Origin of the sequence: Kaustia mangrovi (assembly GCF_015482775.1) — a bacterium.
Taxonomy (GTDB): domain Bacteria; phylum Pseudomonadota; class Alphaproteobacteria; order Rhizobiales; family Im1; genus Kaustia; species Kaustia mangrovi.
Genome location: NZ_CP058214.1, coordinates 3,475,732 through 3,494,281, shown reverse-complemented (window position 1 = coordinate 3,494,281; position 18,550 = coordinate 3,475,732). Strand labels below are relative to the sequence as shown.

20 protein-coding genes, 1 pseudogene and 1 riboswitch are annotated in these 18,550 nt (G+C 68.2%); of the genes and pseudogenes, 9 read left to right on the top strand and 12 right to left on the bottom strand.

All coding sequences use genetic code 11. From position 1 onward, the window contains the following. The first annotated feature begins 36 nt into the window (after window positions 1–36). Entirely contained in the window at window positions 37–1,629 is a 1,593-nt protein-coding gene (locus tag HW532_RS16405; protein ID WP_213161493.1) for an FAD-dependent oxidoreductase, read from the top strand. Between the two features lie 3 nt (window positions 1,630–1,632). Continuing rightward, a complete protein-coding gene (locus tag HW532_RS16400; RefSeq protein ID WP_213161492.1) occupies window positions 1,633–1,836 on the top strand; it encodes a DUF2783 domain-containing protein in 204 nt (67 codons plus the stop codon). Between the two features lie 8 nt (window positions 1,837–1,844). Here the strand turns inward: HW532_RS16400 and HW532_RS16395 are convergent, their stop codons facing one another. The 3 genes from HW532_RS16395 to HW532_RS16385 are packed head-to-tail and all read right to left on the bottom strand — an operon-like array spanning window position 1,845 to window position 4,542. Further along, window positions 1,845–2,636 carry an ABC transporter ATP-binding protein gene (locus HW532_RS16395; RefSeq protein WP_213161491.1) on the bottom strand — a complete coding sequence of 264 codons (792 nt, stop codon included), beginning with the start codon at window positions 2,634–2,636 and terminating at the stop codon, window positions 1,845–1,847. Then, window positions 2,633–3,658, bottom strand: a complete 1,026-nt coding sequence (locus tag HW532_RS16390; protein WP_213161490.1) for a FecCD family ABC transporter permease — start codon at window positions 3,656–3,658, stop codon at window positions 2,633–2,635. The genes HW532_RS16395 and HW532_RS16390 overlap by 4 nt, the downstream gene beginning before the upstream one ends. Next, a complete protein-coding gene (locus HW532_RS16385; protein ID WP_213161489.1) occupies window positions 3,655–4,542 on the bottom strand; it encodes an ABC transporter substrate-binding protein in 888 nt (295 codons plus the stop codon). The genes HW532_RS16390 and HW532_RS16385 overlap by 4 nt, the downstream gene beginning before the upstream one ends. Window positions 4,543–4,659: 117 nt before the next feature. Continuing rightward, a riboswitch (cobalamin riboswitch) is annotated at window positions 4,660–4,868 on the bottom strand. A 161-nt stretch (window positions 4,869–5,029) separates the two neighbouring features. Here HW532_RS16385 and HW532_RS16380 point away from each other — a divergent pair. The 3 genes from HW532_RS16380 to HW532_RS16370 all read left to right on the top strand — a co-directional run bounded on the left by HW532_RS16380 (window position 5,030) and on the right by HW532_RS16370 (window position 6,633). Then, complete coding sequence (locus tag HW532_RS16380; protein WP_213161488.1) at window positions 5,030–5,422, top strand: hypothetical protein; 393 nt, start codon at window positions 5,030–5,032, stop codon at window positions 5,420–5,422. A 78-nt stretch (window positions 5,423–5,500) separates the two neighbouring features. Next, the gene (locus HW532_RS16375) at window positions 5,501–6,022 is read left to right on the top strand and encodes a copper chaperone PCu(A)C (RefSeq protein ID WP_213161487.1); all 522 of its coding nucleotides are present in this window, start codon (window positions 5,501–5,503) and stop codon (window positions 6,020–6,022) included. Continuing rightward, the gene (locus tag HW532_RS16370; RefSeq protein WP_213161486.1) at window positions 6,022–6,633 is read left to right on the top strand and encodes an SCO family protein; all 612 of its coding nucleotides are present in this window, start codon (window positions 6,022–6,024) and stop codon (window positions 6,631–6,633) included. Before HW532_RS16375 ends, HW532_RS16370 begins: the two co-directional genes overlap by 1 nt. A 51-nt stretch (window positions 6,634–6,684) precedes the next feature. Here HW532_RS16370 and HW532_RS16365 read toward each other — a convergent pair whose 3' ends face one another. After that, a complete protein-coding gene (locus HW532_RS16365; RefSeq protein ID WP_246479214.1) occupies window positions 6,685–7,476 on the bottom strand; it encodes a class I SAM-dependent methyltransferase in 792 nt (263 codons plus the stop codon). Window positions 7,477–7,590: 114 nt separating this feature from the next. Beyond that, window positions 7,591–8,229 carry a GntR family transcriptional regulator gene (locus tag HW532_RS16360; protein WP_343068632.1) on the bottom strand — a complete coding sequence of 213 codons (639 nt, stop codon included), beginning with the start codon at window positions 8,227–8,229 and terminating at the stop codon, window positions 7,591–7,593. Window positions 8,230–8,346: 117 nt separating this feature from the next. On the opposite strand from HW532_RS16360, the gene HW532_RS16355 reads away from it, so the two are divergent. From HW532_RS16355 to HW532_RS16340, 4 genes are all read left to right on the top strand, one after another. Further along, complete coding sequence (locus HW532_RS16355) at window positions 8,347–9,261, top strand: dihydrodipicolinate synthase family protein (protein WP_213161484.1); 915 nt, start codon at window positions 8,347–8,349, stop codon at window positions 9,259–9,261. Window positions 9,262–9,346: 85 nt separating this feature from the next. Continuing rightward, window positions 9,347–10,408 carry a TRAP transporter substrate-binding protein DctP gene (gene dctP / locus HW532_RS16350; protein ID WP_213161483.1) on the top strand — a complete coding sequence of 354 codons (1,062 nt, stop codon included), beginning with the start codon at window positions 9,347–9,349 and terminating at the stop codon, window positions 10,406–10,408. Between the two features lie 61 nt (window positions 10,409–10,469). Next, entirely contained in the window at window positions 10,470–11,006 is a 537-nt protein-coding gene (locus tag HW532_RS16345; protein ID WP_213161482.1) for a TRAP transporter small permease subunit, read from the top strand. After that, window positions 11,006–12,322: a TRAP transporter large permease gene (locus HW532_RS16340; RefSeq protein ID WP_213161481.1), complete on the top strand. Its 1,317-nt coding sequence runs from the start codon at window positions 11,006–11,008 to the stop codon at window positions 12,320–12,322. Before HW532_RS16345 ends, HW532_RS16340 begins: the two co-directional genes overlap by 1 nt. Before the next feature lie 37 nt (window positions 12,323–12,359). Here HW532_RS16340 and HW532_RS16335 read toward each other — a convergent pair whose 3' ends face one another. The 7 genes and pseudogenes from HW532_RS16335 to HW532_RS16305 form a co-directional block, all read right to left on the bottom strand. Beyond that, a complete protein-coding gene (locus HW532_RS16335) occupies window positions 12,360–12,683 on the bottom strand; it encodes an HlyU family transcriptional regulator (RefSeq protein ID WP_213161480.1) in 324 nt (107 codons plus the stop codon). A 45-nt stretch (window positions 12,684–12,728) separates the two neighbouring features. Continuing rightward, window positions 12,729–13,517, bottom strand: coding sequence for a 2-keto-4-pentenoate hydratase (locus tag HW532_RS16330; protein ID WP_213161479.1), 789 nt, complete (start codon window positions 13,515–13,517; stop codon window positions 12,729–12,731). 15 nt (window positions 13,518–13,532) lie between these two features. Further along, a pseudogene (locus tag HW532_RS16325) lies at window positions 13,533–14,695 on the bottom strand (fumarylacetoacetate hydrolase family protein). A gap of 146 nt (window positions 14,696–14,841) precedes the next feature. Beyond that, window positions 14,842–15,933 (bottom strand): ABC transporter ATP-binding protein, encoded by a 1,092-nt coding sequence (locus tag HW532_RS16320; protein WP_213161478.1) that lies wholly within the window; start codon window positions 15,931–15,933, stop codon window positions 14,842–14,844. A gap of 15 nt (window positions 15,934–15,948) precedes the next feature. After that, window positions 15,949–16,869: a polysaccharide deacetylase family protein gene (locus tag HW532_RS16315; RefSeq protein ID WP_213161477.1), complete on the bottom strand. Its 921-nt coding sequence runs from the start codon at window positions 16,867–16,869 to the stop codon at window positions 15,949–15,951. A gap of 30 nt (window positions 16,870–16,899) precedes the next feature. Beyond that, entirely contained in the window at window positions 16,900–17,703 is an 804-nt protein-coding gene (locus HW532_RS16310) for an ABC transporter permease (protein ID WP_213161476.1), read from the bottom strand. After that, window positions 17,703–18,527 carry an ABC transporter permease gene (locus HW532_RS16305; RefSeq protein WP_213161475.1) on the bottom strand — a complete coding sequence of 275 codons (825 nt, stop codon included), beginning with the start codon at window positions 18,525–18,527 and terminating at the stop codon, window positions 17,703–17,705. The genes HW532_RS16310 and HW532_RS16305 overlap by 1 nt, the downstream gene beginning before the upstream one ends. Window positions 18,528–18,550: the final 23 nt, after the last annotated feature.

Below are 18,550 nucleotides of genomic sequence, written 5' to 3'. Positions count from 1 at the left end.
CGGCCCCGCGAAGGGGAGGCCGCCCAGGGAGGATCGATGCCGCGTTACGAATACAAGCATTTGGGCTATGCCACACCGCCGGAGCTGTCCGGCGGGCCGGTGCCGGATTACAGGGTGGCCATCGTCGGCGCGGGCCCTGTGGGGCTTGCCATGGCGATCGACCTCGCCCTGAAGGACATCCCCTCGGTACTCCTCGACGAGAACGACGTCGTGTCCGTCGGCTCGCGCGCCATCTGCTGGGCGAAGCGCACGCTGGAGATTTTCGACCGGCTTGGGCTGGGCGACCGCATGCTGGAGAAGGGGGTCACCTGGAAGGTCGGCCGCCTCTATCACGGCGACCGGGAGGTCTACAGTTTCGATCTCCTGCCGGAGGAGGGCCACAAGATGCCGGCCTTCGTGAACCTCCAGCAATATTATGTCGAGGAGTTCCTCATCGAGCGGGCGCGCGATTTCCCCGAACTCATCGATCTGAGGTTCAAGAACCGCGTGACCGGCGTGGAGAACGGTCCCGACGGGGCCGCCCTCACGGTGGAGACGCCCGACGGCGCCTACACGCTCTCCGCGGAATACGTGATCGCCTGCGACGGCGCGAAATCCCCGATCCGCGACATGCTGGGCCTCGATTTCGCGGGCCAGCTTTTCGAGGAGCGCTTCCTCATCGCCGATGTGGAGATCGAGGCCGATTTCCCCTCCGAACGCCGCTTCTGGTTCGATCCGACCTTCCACGAGGGGCAGTCCGCGCTGCTCCACAAGCAGCCCGACGGCATCTACCGGATCGACCTCCAGCTCGGCCCCGATGCCGATCCGGAGGAGGAGAAGCGGCCCGAGAAGGTCATTCCCCGCATCCGGGCGGTCATCGGCGACGTGCCGTTCAGGCTCGACTGGGTGTCCGTCTACACCTTCCAGTGCCGAAGGCTCGAGCGCTTCGTCCACGACCGGGTGATCTTCGCCGGCGACAGCGCCCATATCGTGTCGCCCTTCGGCGCGCGCGGCGGCAATGGCGGCATCCAGGACGTCGACAATCTCGGCTGGAAGCTCGCCGCCATCCTGAAGGGCGATGCGCCCGAACGCCTGCTTGAGACCTACAATGCCGAACGCGTCCACGGCGCGGACGAGAACATCCGCAACTCCGCGCGCACGACCACCTTCATGACGCCGAAATCGGAGATGGAGCGCGTGCTGCGCGAGGCGGTGCTCGACCTCGCCGAGGAGATGGGCTTCGCCCGCAAGCTCATCAATTCGGGCCGGCTGTCCCTGCCCTGCTCGCTGGAGCCTCTCGTGGACGGCACCGTGCCCGACGGCGCGCCCGTGAGGCCCGGCCAGGCAGCACCCGATGCGCCGCTCGACGGGCCGGAGGGGCGCACTTGGCTGCTTGAGCACCTGCCGGATGACTTCACGCTCGTCAGCTTCGGCGGCGCTTCTGCGCCCCGTGGCTGCGCCATTCCCCATATCCGCATCGGGAGGGAGGACGGTGACCTCGTCGACCGCGAAGGGTTTGCGCTTGCGCGCTATGGCGAGGGCTTCACCTATCTCTTCCGGCCCGACCAGCATGTCTCGGCGGTATTCCGCAACGGCACGGCGGAGGCCGTCCGGTCGGCCCGCGACCATGCGCTCGGCAGGGAGGCCTGACCCATGGCCGATCTCGGCAAGGACAGGCTGGGCAGCGCCGGAGACGATTTCTACGAGGCGCTGCTTGCCGCGCACAAGGGGTTGAGCTTCCAGGAGAGCGCCGCCCTCAATGCCCGCCTCGTGCTGATCCTCGCCAATCTGGTCGGCGATCCCGACACCCTCAAGGCCGCGCTCGACGCCGCCCGGGAGACGGGCAGGCGAGACTGACCGCCGGCCTATTCCGCCGCCTGATCGTCGATCCGGCGCCAGGGCAGCACATAGCGCGTGCCGTCATGGGCGCCGAACAGCGAGGCGACCCCGTAGGCCGATCCGATCTCGGCATCGGTGAGCACCTCGCCCGGCGTTCCGTCGGCCTTCACCCGGCCGCCATCGAGCAGGACGAGCCGGTCGCAGAAGCGCGAGGCAAGTGTGAGGTCGTGGAGAACGGCGACCACGCCGAGCCCCGCGCGCGCCGCACCCGCCAGAAGCTCCATCACCTTGAGCTGGTGATAGGGATCGAGCGCGGCGACCGGTTCGTCGGCGAGCAGTATCTCCGCCTCGACGGCGAGCGCGCGGGCGAGGAGCACGCGCATGCGCTCGCCGCCGGACAGTGTCGTCACGGGCCGGCCGGCGAAATGCGCGATATCGGCCGCCGCCATCGCCGTCTCGACGGCGCGCCGGTCCGCCGCGCTGTCGGCGGGGCCGAACCGGCCCGCATGGGGCAACCGCCCGAGCGCGACGACATCCTCGGCGGCGAGCGGCCAGTCCACCTGCGTGCCCTGGGCGAGATAGGCGAGCCGGCGTGCGAGCGCGGTCCGGCCGAGCGCGCCGGCGGGGCGGCCATCGTAGAGGAGCTGACCCCCATCGGGCATTCTCAGCCGTGCGAGAACGGTCAGGAGCGTCGTCTTGCCCGCGCCGTTCGGGCCGATGAGGCCTACGAACTCGCCGGGCGCGATCCCGATATCGACGCCGTCCAGAATGGTTGCGCCGCCAAGTCGGACGGCAATGCCGCGTGCCTCGATCTTCATCGCATCTGTCCCCTGAGCCGCCAGATGAGGGAGAACAGGAAGGGCGCCCCGATGAGCGCGGTCACGACCCCGAGCTTCAGCTCCGGCTGGGCGGCGACGAGGCGCACCGCGACATCGGCGGCAAGCGTCAGGACGGCGCCGCCGAGACCGCTCGCAACCAGCAGGGCCGCCGGGCGATGGCCGGTGAACGGGCGCAGGAGATGGGGCACGACGAGGCCGACGAAGCCGATAGCGCCGCTCACCGCAACCGCGCTGCCGACCGACAATGCGATGCCGGAGACGATGACCACCCGGGTGATCCTGAGATCGAAACCGAGGCTTTGCGCGGTCTGCTCGCCGAGCGTCAGGGCGTCGAGCACGCGCGCGGTCCACAACATCATCGCCCAGCCGGCAGCCATAAGGGGCAGCACGATCCAGACATGGACGAGACTGCGGTCGGCGAGCGAGCCCATGAGCCAGAACATGATCTCCGTCGCCGCATAGGGGTTGGGCGACAGGTTGAGCACGAGCGAGATCAGCGCGCCCGCGAGGCTGTTCATGGCGACGCCGGCGAGGATCAGCGTCGTGGTCGTCGTCCCCCGCCCCGCCAGCATGAAGAGAACGAGCCCCGCGCACAGCGCCGCCGCGATGCCGCCGAGCGGCAGGAGCAGGGAGGAGACCGCGGCAAGGCCCGTATAGAACACGAGCACCGCACCGAGCGCGGCCGCGCCCGACACGCCGATGATCCCCGGCTCCGCCAGCGGGTTCCTGAGGAACCCCTGCATGACCGCCCCGGCGAGCCCCAGCGTGAAGCCAACCAGAAGCCCCAGAAGGGCGCGCGGCAGGCGAAGCTCCAGCAGGATCAGCGCGGCAAGGCTCCTCTGGCCTGCCAGCGCGTCGCCGATGGCCGCGCCGAGATCGAAGGGCGCATAGCCGATGGCCAGCGACAGGACAAACATCGCCGCCGCCGCCAGCCCGAGCCCCGCAAGGAGCGGCATGCGCGGGCGCGCCGACTGCCGAACGGTCGGGGCGGCAAGGCTCATCGGTCCGCCTCCGTGGCCCGCGCCGCCGCCTTGAGGATGGCGACGGCCTCGATCATGGCGGGGCCCGCGCAGGTCCACAGGCGCGGCGGGACCGGCACGGTGCGGACCTTGCCGTCGAGCCCCTCGAGAACCGGATGGTCGAGCATCTCGTGGGCAAGCGCCGGGGCGCCGGGCTCGGCATTGAGCACCAGAATGTCGGGGGCGAGCGTGACGAGGGTTTCCAGCGGCAGATAGCCGTAATTGTCGAGCGTGCGCTCGGCGGCGAGATTGCGCAGGCCTGCCGCCGCGATCAACGTGTCGATGAGAGATCCCTTGCCGACCGCGAACCCGCTCGGCCGGTAGACGATGGCCGAGGGGGCCTGTCCGCTCCCGGCCTGCGGCAGGTCCGCAAGGCCCTCGCGCAGGCGGGCGATCAGGGCCTTCGCGCGGGCCTCCGCCCCGAGCCTGCGGCCAAGCCGTTCGATCTGGGCCTCGACCTCGCCAAGCGTCGTCGGCACGCCGAGCTCCATCACCTCGATGCCGACCCTCTTGAGGAGGTCCACCGTACTGCGCGTCGTGTAGCGCCCGGCCACCACGAGGTCCGGCTCCATGCGAATCACCTCCTCGGCAAGTCCGCGATTGGCCGGATAGCGGCGTGCGGCCTCCGCGACCGTCGACTGCTCCGGGTCCTGCGAGAGCGCGGTGACGGAGACGATCCGGCCGGGCTCGGCGAGACGCAGCACGAGCTCGTCAGCGCAGAGATTCATGGAGACGATGCGCCGGGGCGCCGCTGTGTCCGCGCGCGCCGGGCCGGCGGGCATGCCCAGCGCGACGGCAATCGCAGTCGCGACCGCAAGAACGAAGCCGGCCATCCCCGCAGGACAGGGGGCGGAAAGCGGTGTCATACCAAAAACCTCGCAACGGCGCACGGGGCCAATCGGCACGTCACCGCGATCGAGGCAGCACCACACGGAAAGGCATGGAGAACCGTCCCATCGAGACACCCCGCTCGATGCGATCGCGCGTGACCACGGGCGACGGCAGGTCTCCTGACTCGCGGGTCAATGTCGTCCCGTCGCCTTCCCGAAGCCCGAATGGGCTCCAGTGGCCTTGAACGGTCGACTCGCCGCCTACAGTTGCGGGGACAGTCGCGGCCTTGGATATCCTGCGACATCCGCACCGCGTTCCCTTTCAAGCCCTTGAACAGGGCACCGTCGCGGGGGATTGGATACCGATCCGGCGCCACGCGTCAAGATTGAAGATGGATTTTGCGGGACGGGCGGCCCTTCTCCGGGCACCCCTCGGCTCCCGCACGGGAATTGTGCATGCGTGTCGCGGTGACACGGCGCGCATCTTCGGCTAACAAGACCGGTCATGGGCAGGATGCGGCAAATGGCGGGGACAAGGCTGTCGGGGCGTGCAATCGCGCTCCTTGCGGCCTATGTTCTGCTCGTCCATGGCGTCATGATCGCGGTCGCCCAGGGCGCGATGGCCGCGCCCGGCAACGGGCTGCCCTTCGTCATCTGCGCGCCGAGCGGGGCGGCAACGCTCCCCTATGACGGATCGGACAAGGCTCCGGCCCGGAGCGGGTCCCACGATTGCTGCGCCGTCCGCTGCCAGATGCTGTTCGCCGCCAGCGCGTGCCTTCCCGAGAACGCGCTCGCGACGGCCTTCGCCCCCCATGGCGTGCTCGTGGCCACTCCGCCCTCGCGGACCGGTCCGCCGCGCTCGAGACCGGCGCGGCTGCTGGCCGAACCGCGCGCCCCTCCCCGTCTCTCCGCCTGACACGAGCCTGACCCTGAACGGGACCGGCGGCAACCGCTTTGACGGCCCGGCCCGTCCCCTGCTCATACGGAGAGACCCATGAGACTTGCAGCCTTCCTGCTGGCCGCCGCGATGCTGGCCGGCATCATCGCGCCCTTTGTTTCCGCCACCGTCGCGCCCGCGCACGCCCAGGACTACACGGCCGGCGAGATCGTGCTCAGCGATCCCTGGACGCGCGCGACCCCGCCCGGCGCCCGCACCGGCGGCGGCTTCGTGACCATCGCCAACACGGGCGACACGGCCGACCGCCTTGTGAGCGCCTCCTCGCCGGTCGCCAAGCACACCGAGATCCACACCATGTCCATGGACGACGGCGTGATGCGGATGCGCCACCTGCCGGACGGCATCGAGATCCCGGCGGGCGAGACCGTCGCGCTGAAGCCCGGCAGCCTCCACATCATGTTCATCGACCTCGAGCAACCCATCGAGATGGGCACGCCGGTGCCGGTGGTCCTGACCTTCGAGAAGGCCGGTGCGGTGGATGTGGAGATGACGGTCGCCCCGCCCGGCGCGCCGGGCCCGAAGGGCAAGGCCGGCCACAAGGCGCACGGAGACCAGTGATGCGGATGAAAACCGCCGGACTGGCGGGCGCGGCGATCCTCGTGGTCGCCGCCACCGTCTTCGCCGTGACCGCGCTCATGCAGGCCCCACCCGCCGGCGACGGCAATGCCCGGGGCGGCTTCGCCGATATCGGCGGCCCGTTCACCCTGACCGACAAGACCGGAAGGACCGTCACCGAGGCCGATTTCAAGGGCAAGCCGAGCGCGATCTTCTTCGGCTTCACCTTCTGCCCCGATGTCTGCCCGACGACGCTCTACGAGCTCTCCGGCGCCATGGAGGAGCTCGGCGCGGACGCCGACCGGATGAACGTCGTCTTCGTCTCCGTCGACTGGGAGCGCGACGGGCCGGAAGAGCTCGAGCGCTACGTCTCCGCCTTCGACGACCGGATCAGGGGCCTGTCCGGCACGAAGGACGAGATCGAGCGGATCACGCGGGCCTATCGCGTCTATTACAAGCGTGTGCCGACGGAGGATGGCGAGGACTACACAATCGACCATTCCGCCCTCGTCTATCTCATGGACAGCGACGGCCGGTTCTTCGGGACCATCTCCTACAATGAGAGCCCGGAGATGATGCTCGGCAAGCTGAAACGCCTGATCGCCGAAGGCTGACGCTCATCCGGCAAGGCCGCTACCGTCTCCTCGGGGAAGGCCCGGATCGGCTCACACCCCGACCCGTCCGGCCCTGATGCTCAGCGGCCAGCGGATCTCGCGGCGGTCTCCGGCTCCGCCCCAGGCGGCGCGCAGATCGGCGGCGAAGCGCTCGACGGGCGCGCGGCCGATCTTCGCCTCGGCGTTCCTCACCGCCGACCACGTGTCCACATAGCCGACGAGCTCGTCCACCGTCCACATGGCCGTCATTGCGAAGGACGGCGCCGTCTCCTCCCGGAACGGGAACGCCATCTCGCGATAGCCGGTCTCCACATGGCGGCGCTCGGGCGGCCAATAGGGCGCGATCACGTCATGGTAGAAACGGGACAGCACGGCCCCCGCCTCGCCATCGGTCTCGATGACGCCATAGGTGACGAGCGCCAGCGGTCCGCCGGGCTTGAGGACGCGGCGGACCTCTGCGTAGAAGGCGTCGAGATCGAACCAGTGCGCGGCCTGCGCCACGGTCACGAGGTCCGCGCTACGGTCGGCAAGCCCGGTCCTGTCCGCCGGGGCCTGCCGGTATTCCACCCTGTCATGGGGCTTCGCATTGGCGATCTGCTCCGCGCTGGCATCCACGGCGACGACACGGGCGAAACGGTCCGCCAGCATCGCCGAAAGCTGGCCCGTGCCACAGCCGCAATCGAGTGCCAGATCATGGTGCCCGGCAAGCCCCGCCAGCCAGTCGACGAGAGCCGGCGGATAGGTCGGGCGATAGGCCGCATAGTCGGTCGCGCGCGAGGAGAAATGATCCTTGAAGGTCTTCGCCATGGCCGGGAACCTCTCGATCTCCAGATCAGCCTGCACTCGGGCGGACCCACCTGAGTGCAGGAAAGTTGATCGTTCTATAAAGTGTCAGAGCAACTCATCTGCGTCCGACCGGACGCAGCTTGCTCCGGGTTCGGGAACAGGCGGGGTCCGTCACCTCATGAGCGAGGCGGCGATGGAGGACAGATAGTCCATCAGCTCCGCCATGGCCAGCCCGGCGGCCTCCTCGTCCTGTACCTGGATCGCCTTCATGACCTTCACATGCCGCATGGCCGAAGCCTCCGGCCCGCCCTCGGCGCTGAAGCGGACCCAGAAGCGCCGCGCATGGGTCTGAAGCGGGGCGAGCACCTTGGTCAGAAACGGGTTCTCGCAGGCCCGGTCCAGCGTCTCGTCGAAATCCTTGTCGGCCTGCAGGAAGCCGGCCATGTCGCGCGCCTTCGCCGCCGCCATCATGCTGTCGGCGCATTCGGCGAGCCGCGCCCGGTGCATCGCATCGGCAAAGCGTGCCGCCTTGCGCGCCAGAAGCGGCTCCAGCGCCACGCGCGGCTCCATGACGCGGCTGTAATCCTCCGGCCGGATATCGGCGATCTTCACGCCCGAGCGCGGCACCACCTCGATGAGCCCCTCCCAGGAGAGCCGCTGGATCGCCTCGCGCACGGGTGTGCGGCCGAGCCCGACGAGCTCGATGAGCTGCTTCTCCGTGATCGAGCTGCCGGGCCTGAGCTCCAGCGTGACGATCTTGCCCTCAAGGACGAGATAGGCGGTATGCGCCCGAGAGACCTGAGTTTCCACCACGCCTTCCTGAATCCTCTCCTGCTTGCCAGGGCTTGATATATCAGCACTTGACAGCATTCAATACCGTGTGGATATTTTTAATATATCAGATCATATGCGAAAGGCTTAATCACCATGTGGCACGGCGTCTTTCCCGCAGTGACGACAAAGTTCACAGCCGACGATACCCTCGACAAGGCGGAGATGGAACGCTGCTTCGCGCTTCAGATCGAGGCCGGTGTCGACGGGCTGATCGTGTGCGGCTCGCTCGGCGAGGCCATGGCTCTGGAGCCGGAGGAGAAGCTGGAGATCCTCGCCATCGCGCGTTCGGTCTCAGCCGGCCGGCCGGTCCTCATGACCGTCTGCGAAAGCTCCACCCGGCGCGCGGAGGAGGCCGCCGCCTCGGCGGCCCGCAATGGCGCCGACGGCTTCATGGTGCTGCCGGGCGTGCCCTACCGCTCCGCCCCGCACGAGACGGTGGCCCATCTGCGCGCCGTCGCGCATGCCGGCGGCAAGCCCGTCATGGTCTACAACAATCCTGTCGCCTATGGCGTCGATGTCTCGCTCGACATGTTCGAGGCGCTGGCCGACGACGAGCTGATCGTCGCCATGAAGGAATCGACCGACGACATCCGCCGCGTGACCGAGGTCATTGCCCGCTTCGGCAACCGGTTCGACATTCTCACCGGCGTCGACAATCTGGCGCTGGAGAGCCTCGTCATGGGCGCAGACGGCTGGGTGGCGGGCCTCGTGGTCGCCTTCCCCGCGGAGACGGTGGCGGTCTACAGGCTGGCCAAGGCCGGGCGCATCGAGGAGGCCCGCGCGCTCTACCGCTGGTTCCGCCCGCTGCTCGACCTCGACGTGTCGACCAGGCTCGTCCAGAACATCAAGCTCGCCGAGGCGCTGGCCATCGGCTCCAACGACCGGGTCCGCGCGCCGCGCATGCCGCTTCGCGACGGCGAGCGCGCCCGCGTGACCACCGTGATCGAGGAGGCCCTGGCCAACCGCCCCGACCTCTCCAAGCTCGATCTCGACGCGAAGGCCGCCTGACCGGCCTGACATCCAAGCCATGGCCGGGCGGCCGCGCCGTCCATGGCCCAACCAATCCCCGCGGCCAGGTGAAGGGAACGGTGTCATGAACTGGAAATCCGCAATTCTGGGGGCGGCCTGCGCGATGCTGGCCGGCCTTCCGGCCCATGCTCAGGAGGTGACGTGGCGCGTGCCGACGTCGGTTCCGGAGGGGAGCTTCTTCTACAACAACTTCCTTGCCCGCTTCGCCGACAATGTCGACAGGCTGACCGACGGCCGGGTCGAGATCCAGCCCTTCGGCGCGGGCGTCGTCGTGCCGGCGCTGAAGGTCTACGAGGCCGTGCAGGACGGCGTCGTGGAGGCCGGCCACTCCACCCCCTCCTATCTCGTCAACCAGGACCCCACCAACGCCATCTTCGCAAGCTTCCCCGGCGGCATGTCGGCGGAGGCCACGCTGACCTGGCTCTATGAGGGCGGCGGTGCGAAGGAACTCGCCGAGTTCCGGAAGGAGGAGATGGGCCTTCATTCCATGGTGGTCGGTGTCGGCACCTCGGAGGTCCTCGCCCATTCCAACAAGCCGCTGAAGACGGTGGAGGACTTCGAGAATCTCAAATACCGCACCTCCGGCGCCTGGGCCGCCGTGCTCAAGGAGGATCTGGGCGGCGTGCCGACCGTCGTGCCGCCGGGCGAGATCTACACGCTGCTCCAGCGCAAGGGCGTGGACGCCGTCGAGTGGGCAACCCCCGGCTCCAACATCACCGAGGGTTTCCACGAGGTCGCGCCCTATCTCATCCTGCCGGGCGTCCACCAGCCGACCTTCGTCTGGGAGGTCGTGGTGAAGGAGGACACCTGGAACGCGCTGCCCGACGACCTGAAGACCAAGATCGAGCTGGCCGCGAAGCTCACCACTTATGAGGGCTTCACCCATTTCCTCGACGCCGACATGAAGGCGATGGAGGAGTTCGCCGGCACCAATGTGGAGATCATCACGCTCGAGCCGGAGGTGGTCGGCAAGCTGCGCGAGGCCGGCCGCAGCTGGGCGCGCAAGCAGGCAGACGCCAAGGCCGCGGACGGCGACCAGCGCATGGGCGAGGTTCTGAAGGACTATCTCGACTACCAGGCGCGCTGGACGGACGGATCGAAGTATCTCGTGCGCGACGGAAACTGACGACAATATGGGGGGCGGCCCGTGGGACGGCCGCCCTTCTTTTTCTCCTGGGGGAGGGTCTATGACGCGTTTGCTCGATGCCGTCGACGGCATTTCCGGGATCGCGGGGGCCATCGCAATGGCCATGCTGGCGGTTCTGGTCGGTTCCATGATCTTCGAGGTCGTCGCGCGCTATGTCTTCGGCGCGCCGACGATCTGGGCGTTCGACATCTCATACATGCTGAACGGCTCGATCTTCCTGATGGGCGCGGCCTACGCCCTGAAGGCGGACGCCCATGTGCGCATCGACTTCCTGTCCTCGCGCCTGCCCGAACGCGTCCAGCGGATCGTCAACGCCGCCGTCTACGCGCTGGTGCTCGCGCCGGTCTTCGCCATCTTCTCCTATATCGGCATCGAGAAGACGGTGAAGGCCTACCGGACGGCGGAAGTGGAGATGGTGAGCCCGTGGGCACCGCTCATGTGGCCCTTCTACGCCGCGCTCGCCGCCGGCCTCCTTGTCATGACGCTGCAGCTTCTCGCCGAAGCCGCCCGCTTCGCGCTCGGCCACAAGTCGCCCGGATCGACAGAGCACGAGCTCGAAGACACGGAGGCGCTGTGATGTCGGCCGTGCCCGCCCTGATGTTCCCGGCGCTGTTCGCCCTCGTCTTCGCCGGAATTCCCGTCTCGCTGTGCCTGATCATCGTCGCGGTGGCCTTCGGCCTGTCCGCCTTCGGGGATCTGGTCTTCCTCCAGCTCTACGGCGCGGTGCTCACCACCGCCTCGAACTTCAACCTCGCCGCGATCCCGCTTTTCGTGCTCATGGGTGCGGTGCTGGAACGCACGGGCATCGCGCTGCGGCTGTTTCAGGCACTCCAGCTCTGGTTCGGCCGCATGCCCGGCGGCCTCGCGGTCACGACCATCGCCATGTGCGCGATCTTCGCGGCCGCCTCCGGCGTGGTCGGCGCCGTCGAGATCGTCGTCGGCCTGATGGCGATCCCGGCCATGCAGCGCTATCGCTACGACATGGGGCTCGGTGCCGGCACCATCTGCGCTGGCGGCTCGCTCGGCACCATCATTCCCCCCTCCATCGTGGTGGTGATCTACGCCTCCATCGCCCAGCTCTCCATCGGCAAGCTGTTCGCCGCGATTATCGTGCCGGGCCTCATGATGGTGGTGTTTTTCCTCGCCTATGTGGTCGTGCGCTGCATGCTGCGGCCCGCCGACGGCCCGCCCGTCTCGCGCGAGGAATTCGACAGGCCGCTTGCGGAGAAGCTTGCCGTCACGGCGAAGGCGCTCGTCCCGCCGCTCGCCCTCATCGTCGCCGTGCTCGGCTCGCTCCTGACGGGCGCCGCCTCGCCGACGGAGGCCGCCGCCGTCGGCGCGTTCGGCACGCTCGTCCTCGCCGCCGTCCTGGGCGAGCTGACCTTCCCCATGCTCCGGCAGGCCTTCGCCGTCTCGATCCGCATCTCCTGCATGATCATGCTGATCGTGGTCGGCGGCACCATGTTCACCAGCATCTTCGCGGTGACCGGCGGCAGCACGCTGGTGCGCTCCGCCGTGGACGCTCTCGGCGTCGGCGACGTCGGCGTGATCGCCGTCTTCCTCGCCATCGTCTTCGTGGCGGGCTTCGTGCTCGACTGGATCTCGATCGTGCTGATCTGCGTGCCGATCTTCACCCCCGTCATCAAGGCCATGGGGATCGATCCGATCTGGTTCGCCGTGCTGGTGATGGTCGTGATCCAGACATCCTATCTGACCCCGCCCATGGCGCCCTCGATCTTCTATCTGAAGTCGATCACCCCGCCATCGATCACCTACGGCCACATGTATCGCGGCGTGATCCCCTTCGTGCTTGCCCAGCTCGCGGTGCTCATCGCCGTGCTGCTCGTCCCGGCGGCGGCGACCTATCTGCCGTCGATCATGGTAGGGCTGTAGGGACCGGCGACCCCGCGGCAGAGGGTTGCCGCGGGCGTCAGACGCGGCGCGAGGGGGCGCCGTCGGCGAACAGCCGGTCGCCCTGCTCGTCGATGATGTGCCTGGCCTTGGTGATCGCGATGGTCTCCGCGTCCTCGCGCGAGGGCACGGTGTCGGCACGGTCGAACTGGCGCTCCATGTCGCCCTCGCTGCCCGCCTTGACGATCACCCCGCCGACGCGCCACTGGCTGCCTGCGGGGATCGGGGCGGGACGGATGGTGAGATCCTTGTAGGTGACCGCCTCGCCCATTTGCGGGGTGTCGCCCGGATCCTCGTCCTTTTTCGAACCGCCGCCGAAGAGTTTTGAGAGAAATGATGCCATGGCCGTCAATCTAGCACAGTTTCCGTTCGGGCTGCACGCGCGCCCTCAGCCGGACAGCTCCATCTCCATCGACGAGATCCAGTCGGCGTGGAGCGTGCAGTTCGGCGGAACGGAAACGAGGCCGCACAAGGCACCCGTGGTCACCACCTGGCCGGCCTTCAGGCCTCCGAGCCCGTCGATCTGCGCGTTGGCATAGGCCAGGACCGGCGACAGCGGATCGCCATTGGGGTGGACAGCCGGCCCGGAGAACAGCGTTTCCGACCCGCAGCGCAGGACAATCGGCGCCAGATCGGCACTTTCGCCCGCCACCGCATCGATCACGGCAGGATCCACCGCAGGTCCCAGAACGAAGCCGCCATTGCCGATCCGGTCGGCGAGGAAGAGCGGGAACGGTCCCTGATTGCCGTCGTCGAGCCGGAAGCTCAGGATCTCGATTCCCATATGGACCGAGGCGATATTGTCCATGAGCGCCTCGCGGCTGTAGGCCGTTCCGGACCGCGCCGGCATGTCGTCCCGGAGCCTCACGGCGATCTCCACCTCGACCGCCGTGAGCAGCGGCGAGCGGTATGCGACGGGCTCCGGCCCTTCCGCCTCGACGATATCGACCAGCGGCGCGGCCACCGCCACGCCCTCCGGCCGCACCGCGACCTTCCAGCCGGCGACCGGCCAGCCGCCGGCGACGACGCTCGCCGCCTGCGCCGCCATGCCTTCCGCGATCGTCTCCGGCACGAGCCCGGCGGCGGCAAGCTCCGGCGTGGAGAGCACCCGGCCCTCGCGCGCGGCTCCGGCGAGCGTCCGCCCCAGCCTTTCCTCTTTGGTCGTTTCCGCGGTCATCCGTTCCGGTTCTCCTCAAAGCAGCCCGCGCCGGGCCAGATTGCGCATCAGATGGCTTGCCCCGAACCGCCATGGCGCGCAGTCGGTGCTGTGCTTCATCCGGCTCACGAGGCGCCCGAGCTCGGGCGCGGCCACCGTGACGATATCGCCGATATGGTGGGTGAAGCCCTGCCCCTCACCGTCGCGATCCCTCGTCGGGGCGAACAGCGTGCCGAGAAACAGCACGGCGCCGTCGGGATACTGGTGATGCGGCCCGACCATCTGGCCGACGAGGTCGGCGGGGTCGCGGCTGATCTCGTCCATGCGCGAGACGCCATCGAGGCGGAAGCCGTCCGGTCCCTCCACCGTCAGCGTCACGGTCATGGCGCGCACCGTGTCGAGATCGAAGCCCTCATCGAAGAAGCGCAGGAAGGGGCCGACGGCGCAGCTCGCATTGTTGTCCTTGGCCTTCGACAGGAGCAACGCCGAGCGCCCCTCCACGTCGCGCAGATTGACGTCGTTGCCGAGTGTCGCGCCGACGATGCGCCCGTCGGACGCGACGACCACGACCACCTCCGGTTCGGGATTGTTCCAGTGCGACATGGGATGGAGCCCGGCATCCATGCCCGTGCCGACGGAGGCGAGAACCTGGGTCTTCGAGAAGATCTCCGCATCCGGGCCGATGCCGACCTCCAGATACTGGCTCCACAGCCCCCGTTCGATCAGCGCGTCCTTGAGCGCCATCGCCTCGTCCGATCCGGGTTTCAGGGCCGACAGGTCGGTGCCGATGATGCGGCCGATATCCTTGCGGATCGCGTCCGCCTCGGCCGGGTTGCCCCGGGCGCGCTCTTCGATCACCCGCTCGATCATGGAGACCGCGAAGGTAACGCCGGCCGCCTTCACCGCCTGGAGATCGATGGGGGAAGCAGCCACGGCGCCGACGGGTCGCGGGTGTCCGGCGGCGTGTTGGCGGCGATCTCCTCGAGCCGGCCGACGATCTCTCCGGCCGCCGCACGAAGCGCCTTCGCCGGATCGGGCATTTCGCAGAGATCCCGCATGGTGGGGAAGGTCGCGGAGATGTCGTGGATGCCGTCGTCCCTCACCGCCACCACGGACGGCCCCTCCAGATCGGGACGCCAGATGCGCCCGGCAAGCGCCCCGGCCGTGCCGTCGTCCGGCAATGTGCTCGCGGCGGCGATCTCGAATTCGGCGGTCACAGGCAATCTCCCCCATCGTCTGTCTTGTCGTTGGCGATGCGCACAGATCTCTCTTGGCGGGACCAGCGCGCACCGTCAACGCCAACTTGCCCGATCTCTTCCACCCTGAGAAAAACCCGGCGACGCCGTCACGGGGTCACGATCACACCGGCATCGAGCGGCCATGCAAGGACCGCCGGGGTCCCCGCCTCGACCGTCGCGCTCGCGCCGAAGGAGGGTTGCAGCACCAGCAACTCGCCGAAGGCCGTCTCCACCTGATAGAGGACCTGGGACCCGGTGAAGATCGCGGAAAGCACGGTGCAGGCAAGGCTGTTCTGCCCCTCGTCCACTGCCGCGGTGCCACGGGTAATGGCGATCCGCTCCGGCCGCAGCGCGATCAGGCACCGGCCCTCCGCCGCGCCGCCTTCCGGCTGCGGAACGCGCACCTCCGCATCGCCGTGGCGCACGGCGACGATGCCGCCGGAGACGCCCGCGACCTCGCCTTCGAGGAAATTCGCCCGGCCCAGGAAGTCGGCCACGAAGCGCGTGGCGGGATAGCGATAGAGGCTTTCCGGCGCGCCGATCTGCTGGATTCGGCCCTCATGGAGTATGACGATCCGGTCCGACATGGTCATCGCCTCCTCCTGGTCGTGGGTGACGTTGATGAAGGTCATGCCGAGCCGGGCATGGAGCGCCTTGAGCTCGAGCTGGAGCTCCGCCCTGAGCTTCTTGTCGAGGGCGGACAGCGGCTCGTCCAGGAGGATCACCGACGGCTCGAAGACCAGCGCGCGGGCGAGCGCCACGCGCTGCTGCTGGCCGCCGGAGAGCTGGCGGGGATAGCGCTCGGCGAAGGCGGTGAGATGGACCTGGTCGAGCACCCGGGCGACGCGTTCCCGGATATCGGCCTTGCCGACCTTCCGCAGTTTCAACGGATAGCCGACATTCTCCGCGACCGTCATATGCGGAAAGAGCGCATAGCCCTGGAACACCACGCCGAAATTGCGCGCCTCCGGCGGCAGGGCCGTCACCGAGCGCCCGTCGAGCAGGATGTCCCCGCCATCGGGTTTCACGAAGCCCGCAATCGCCATGAGGATGGTGGACTTGCCGGAACCCGACGGCCCGAGCAGGCTCAGGAACTCGCCCGGCGCGACATCGAGGCTCACATCGTCCATGGCCCGGATCGTACCGTAGGCCTTGGTCACGTTCCGCAGGGAAACGGCGTGTTGCTCACTCTTCGACATGGGGCACCGCCTGCCTCAGCTTTCGCGCGGGGTGACGAGCGGGGCGACGGGCTCGCGCCAGAAGGGCAGCCGCTCCTCGCGCGGATGCCATTGCCCGGTCTCGACCAGCCCCTCTATATGCTCGGCGATCTCCGCCATGGTGGCGAACCAGACACCGCCCTTCTCCTGCATGTACGCGATGAGCCCGAGGAGCGCCTCGGCCCGCGCCAAACGGCCCGACACGAAGGGATGGAAGATGCTGACCCAAAGCCCGCCATGGGTCCAGGCCGCGTCGAACTCCGCCCGGAACACCTCCAGGGCGCGTTCCGGCGAGCGGATCGGCATGGTGCAGCCGAACTCCTTCATGTGCACATATTGCGGCCAGTCGTCGAGCGCGTAGTCGGAGGGCAGCTCCACGAGCCGGCCGCGCGCGCCGGAGACGAGATAGGGCACGTCGTCGCCAACCAGCGAGCTGTCATAGGAAAACCCGTGCTCGACCAGCAGGTCGAGCGTGTGTTCCGACATGGCGTAGGACGGCGCGCGATATCCCCGGGGGCGCGTGCCTGTCGCCGCCTCGATGGCCTCGATCCCGCGCAGGAGCACCCGTTCCTCGTCCTCGCGGGAGAGCGTGTTGGGCTTCTCGTGCAGCCAGCCGTGATGGCCGATCTCGTGGCCGCCCTCCACGAGACCCGCAATGGCGTCGGGATAGGTCTCCACGCACCAGCCGGGCACGTAGCCGGTCAGCTTGATACCTGTATGACGCGCGATCTCCACGAGGCGCGGCACCGCGATGCGCGGCCCGTATCTGAGCGTCGCGCTCGTGCCGATGAGCCCCGGCGCCGCCTCCCGGTGATAGAGATGCAGGAGGCTTTCGGCATCCATGTCGAAGGTGAAGGCGACCGCGCAGCGCGCGTCTCCAGGCCAGGGCGGCGGGTTCGAGATGAGGTTCAGGACCATGACGATCTGCTTGTTATCCCTGTTTTCCGGTTAGCTCTCGCCGCCGCGCGCGGCCTTGCGGCCCGAATAGGCCATGGCGATACCGACGGCGAGCGTGGTCATGACCATCAGCACGACGGCCACCGCGGCCACGGTCGGGTCGACATTCTCGCGGATGCCGTCCCACATGCGCCGCGGCAGCGTGTAGACGGCCCGGGTCGAGACGAACAGCGTGACCACGATCTCGTCCCAGGAGATGATGAAGGCGAAGATCGCGCCGGTCAGCACGCCGCCCCTGATATTGGGCAGGATGATCTCGAAGGCGGATCGCCAGGGCGATGCCCCGAGGCTGCGCGCGGCCTGTTCCAGCCGCGGGTCGACGAGCGCGAGCGAGGTGCTCGCCGTGATCACCACATAGGGCAGCGCGATGATGGTGTGGGCGATCACCACCCCCGGCCATGTGTCGTAGAGATAGAGCTCCACCCATAGCCGGTACATGGCGAGCGCGGAGACGACCGGCGGCATGATCATCGGCGTGACCGCGATGGCCCCGCAGATCGCGCCGATCCGCCCGCCGATCCGCCACAGGCCGATGGCGCACAAGGTGCCGAGGAACACTGCGAGCACGGTCGCGCTGGCGGCGATGGTGGCGCTGTCGGCGAAGCTCGACAGCCAGCCCGCATCGGTGAACAGAGTCTCGAAATGGCGCAGCGACAGGCCATCCTTCGGCATCGCCATGAACCGCGTGTCGTTGAGCGCCACGGGGATCGTCACGAAGCCCGGCAGCATCAGGAACAGGGCGACGAGCCAGGCCGCCGCCGCCACAAGCCGTCTCGCGCGGGCCGACAGTTCCATCACGCCATCCCCGTTATGCGCTTGAGCCCGACGACCCGGCCGATCAGGTAGACGAGTGCCACGGTGGAGATCAGGAGCACCATGGAAAGCGCGCCGGCAAGCGACCAGCGCAGCGTCTGCAGCACCGAGACGCTGACATACTCCGACAGCATGACCACGCGCCCGCCGCCGAGAATGGCGGGCGTCACGAAGAAGCCGAGCCCGAAGATGTAGACCAGGAGCCCCGCGCCGAACAGCGCCGGCAGGGTAAGCGGCAGATAGATGTCCACGAAGGCCCTCCAGCTCGACGCGCCCACGCTGCGCGCGGCCATGATGAGCCGCCCGTCGAAGCTCGTCATCGCGGCGAAGAGCGGGAACACCGCATAGGGGATGAGGAAGTGGACCATGCCGATGATCACCCCGGTCTCGTTGCGCACCAGCGACAATGGCCGGTCGATCAGCCCGGCCCCCATCAGCCCCTCGTTGATGAGCCCGTTATGGCGCAGGAGGATGAGCCAGGAGAGTGCGCGGGCGAGCACCGAAAGCCAGAACGGTACCAGCACGAACAGCGTCAGGAACAGGCGCTGGCGCTCGCCCATATGGGCCATGGCGAAGGCGACCAGATAGCCGAGCGCCAGTGCGATCGCCGTTGTGACGGTGACGATGCGGAATGTCGTCCACAGCATGTTCCGGATGCCGTCGGAGGTGACGATCTCGCGATACCAGTGGAGGGTGAAGCTGCCGGGCGCCTCGAACGAGATCAGCACCATCCAGCCGAGCGGGACGAGGAACATCGCGGCGACGAGCACGATCGCCGGAAGAACGAAGCCGTAATAGGATCGCATGATATGCGCGCCGCCTGCCCTTG

Bases quoted from the DNA above. Each gene is read 5' to 3' on its own strand.
- HW532_RS16405 (WP_213161493.1), top strand. From the start codon at position 37: ATGCCGCGTTACGAATACAAGCATTTGGGCTATGCCACACCGCCGGAG.
- HW532_RS16400 (WP_213161492.1), top strand. From the start codon at position 1,633: ATGGCCGATCTCGGCAAGGACAGGCTGGGCAGCGCCGGAGACGATTTC.
- HW532_RS16395 (WP_213161491.1), bottom strand. From the start codon at position 2,636: ATGAAGATCGAGGCACGCGGCATTGCCGTCCGACTTGGCGGCGCAACC.
- HW532_RS16390 (WP_213161490.1), bottom strand. From the start codon at position 3,658: ATGAGCCTTGCCGCCCCGACCGTTCGGCAGTCGGCGCGCCCGCGCATG.
- HW532_RS16385 (WP_213161489.1), bottom strand. From the start codon at position 4,542: ATGACACCGCTTTCCGCCCCCTGTCCTGCGGGGATGGCCGGCTTCGTT.
- HW532_RS16380 (WP_213161488.1), top strand. From the start codon at position 5,030: ATGGCGGGGACAAGGCTGTCGGGGCGTGCAATCGCGCTCCTTGCGGCC.
- HW532_RS16375 (WP_213161487.1), top strand. From the start codon at position 5,501: ATGAGACTTGCAGCCTTCCTGCTGGCCGCCGCGATGCTGGCCGGCATC.
- HW532_RS16370 (WP_213161486.1), top strand. From the start codon at position 6,022: ATGCGGATGAAAACCGCCGGACTGGCGGGCGCGGCGATCCTCGTGGTC.
- HW532_RS16355 (WP_213161484.1), top strand. From the start codon at position 8,347: ATGTGGCACGGCGTCTTTCCCGCAGTGACGACAAAGTTCACAGCCGAC.
- dctP (WP_213161483.1), top strand. From the start codon at position 9,347: ATGAACTGGAAATCCGCAATTCTGGGGGCGGCCTGCGCGATGCTGGCC.
- HW532_RS16345 (WP_213161482.1), top strand. From the start codon at position 10,470: ATGACGCGTTTGCTCGATGCCGTCGACGGCATTTCCGGGATCGCGGGG.
- HW532_RS16340 (WP_213161481.1), top strand. From the start codon at position 11,006: ATGTCGGCCGTGCCCGCCCTGATGTTCCCGGCGCTGTTCGCCCTCGTC.
- HW532_RS16335 (WP_213161480.1), bottom strand. From the start codon at position 12,683: ATGGCATCATTTCTCTCAAAACTCTTCGGCGGCGGTTCGAAAAAGGAC.
- HW532_RS16330 (WP_213161479.1), bottom strand. From the start codon at position 13,517: ATGACCGCGGAAACGACCAAAGAGGAAAGGCTGGGGCGGACGCTCGCC.
- HW532_RS16320 (WP_213161478.1), bottom strand. From the start codon at position 15,933: ATGTCGAAGAGTGAGCAACACGCCGTTTCCCTGCGGAACGTGACCAAG.
- HW532_RS16315 (WP_213161477.1), bottom strand. From the start codon at position 16,869: ATGGTCCTGAACCTCATCTCGAACCCGCCGCCCTGGCCTGGAGACGCG.
- HW532_RS16310 (WP_213161476.1), bottom strand. From the start codon at position 17,703: ATGGAACTGTCGGCCCGCGCGAGACGGCTTGTGGCGGCGGCGGCCTGG.
- HW532_RS16305 (WP_213161475.1), bottom strand. From the start codon at position 18,527: ATGCGATCCTATTACGGCTTCGTTCTTCCGGCGATCGTGCTCGTCGCC.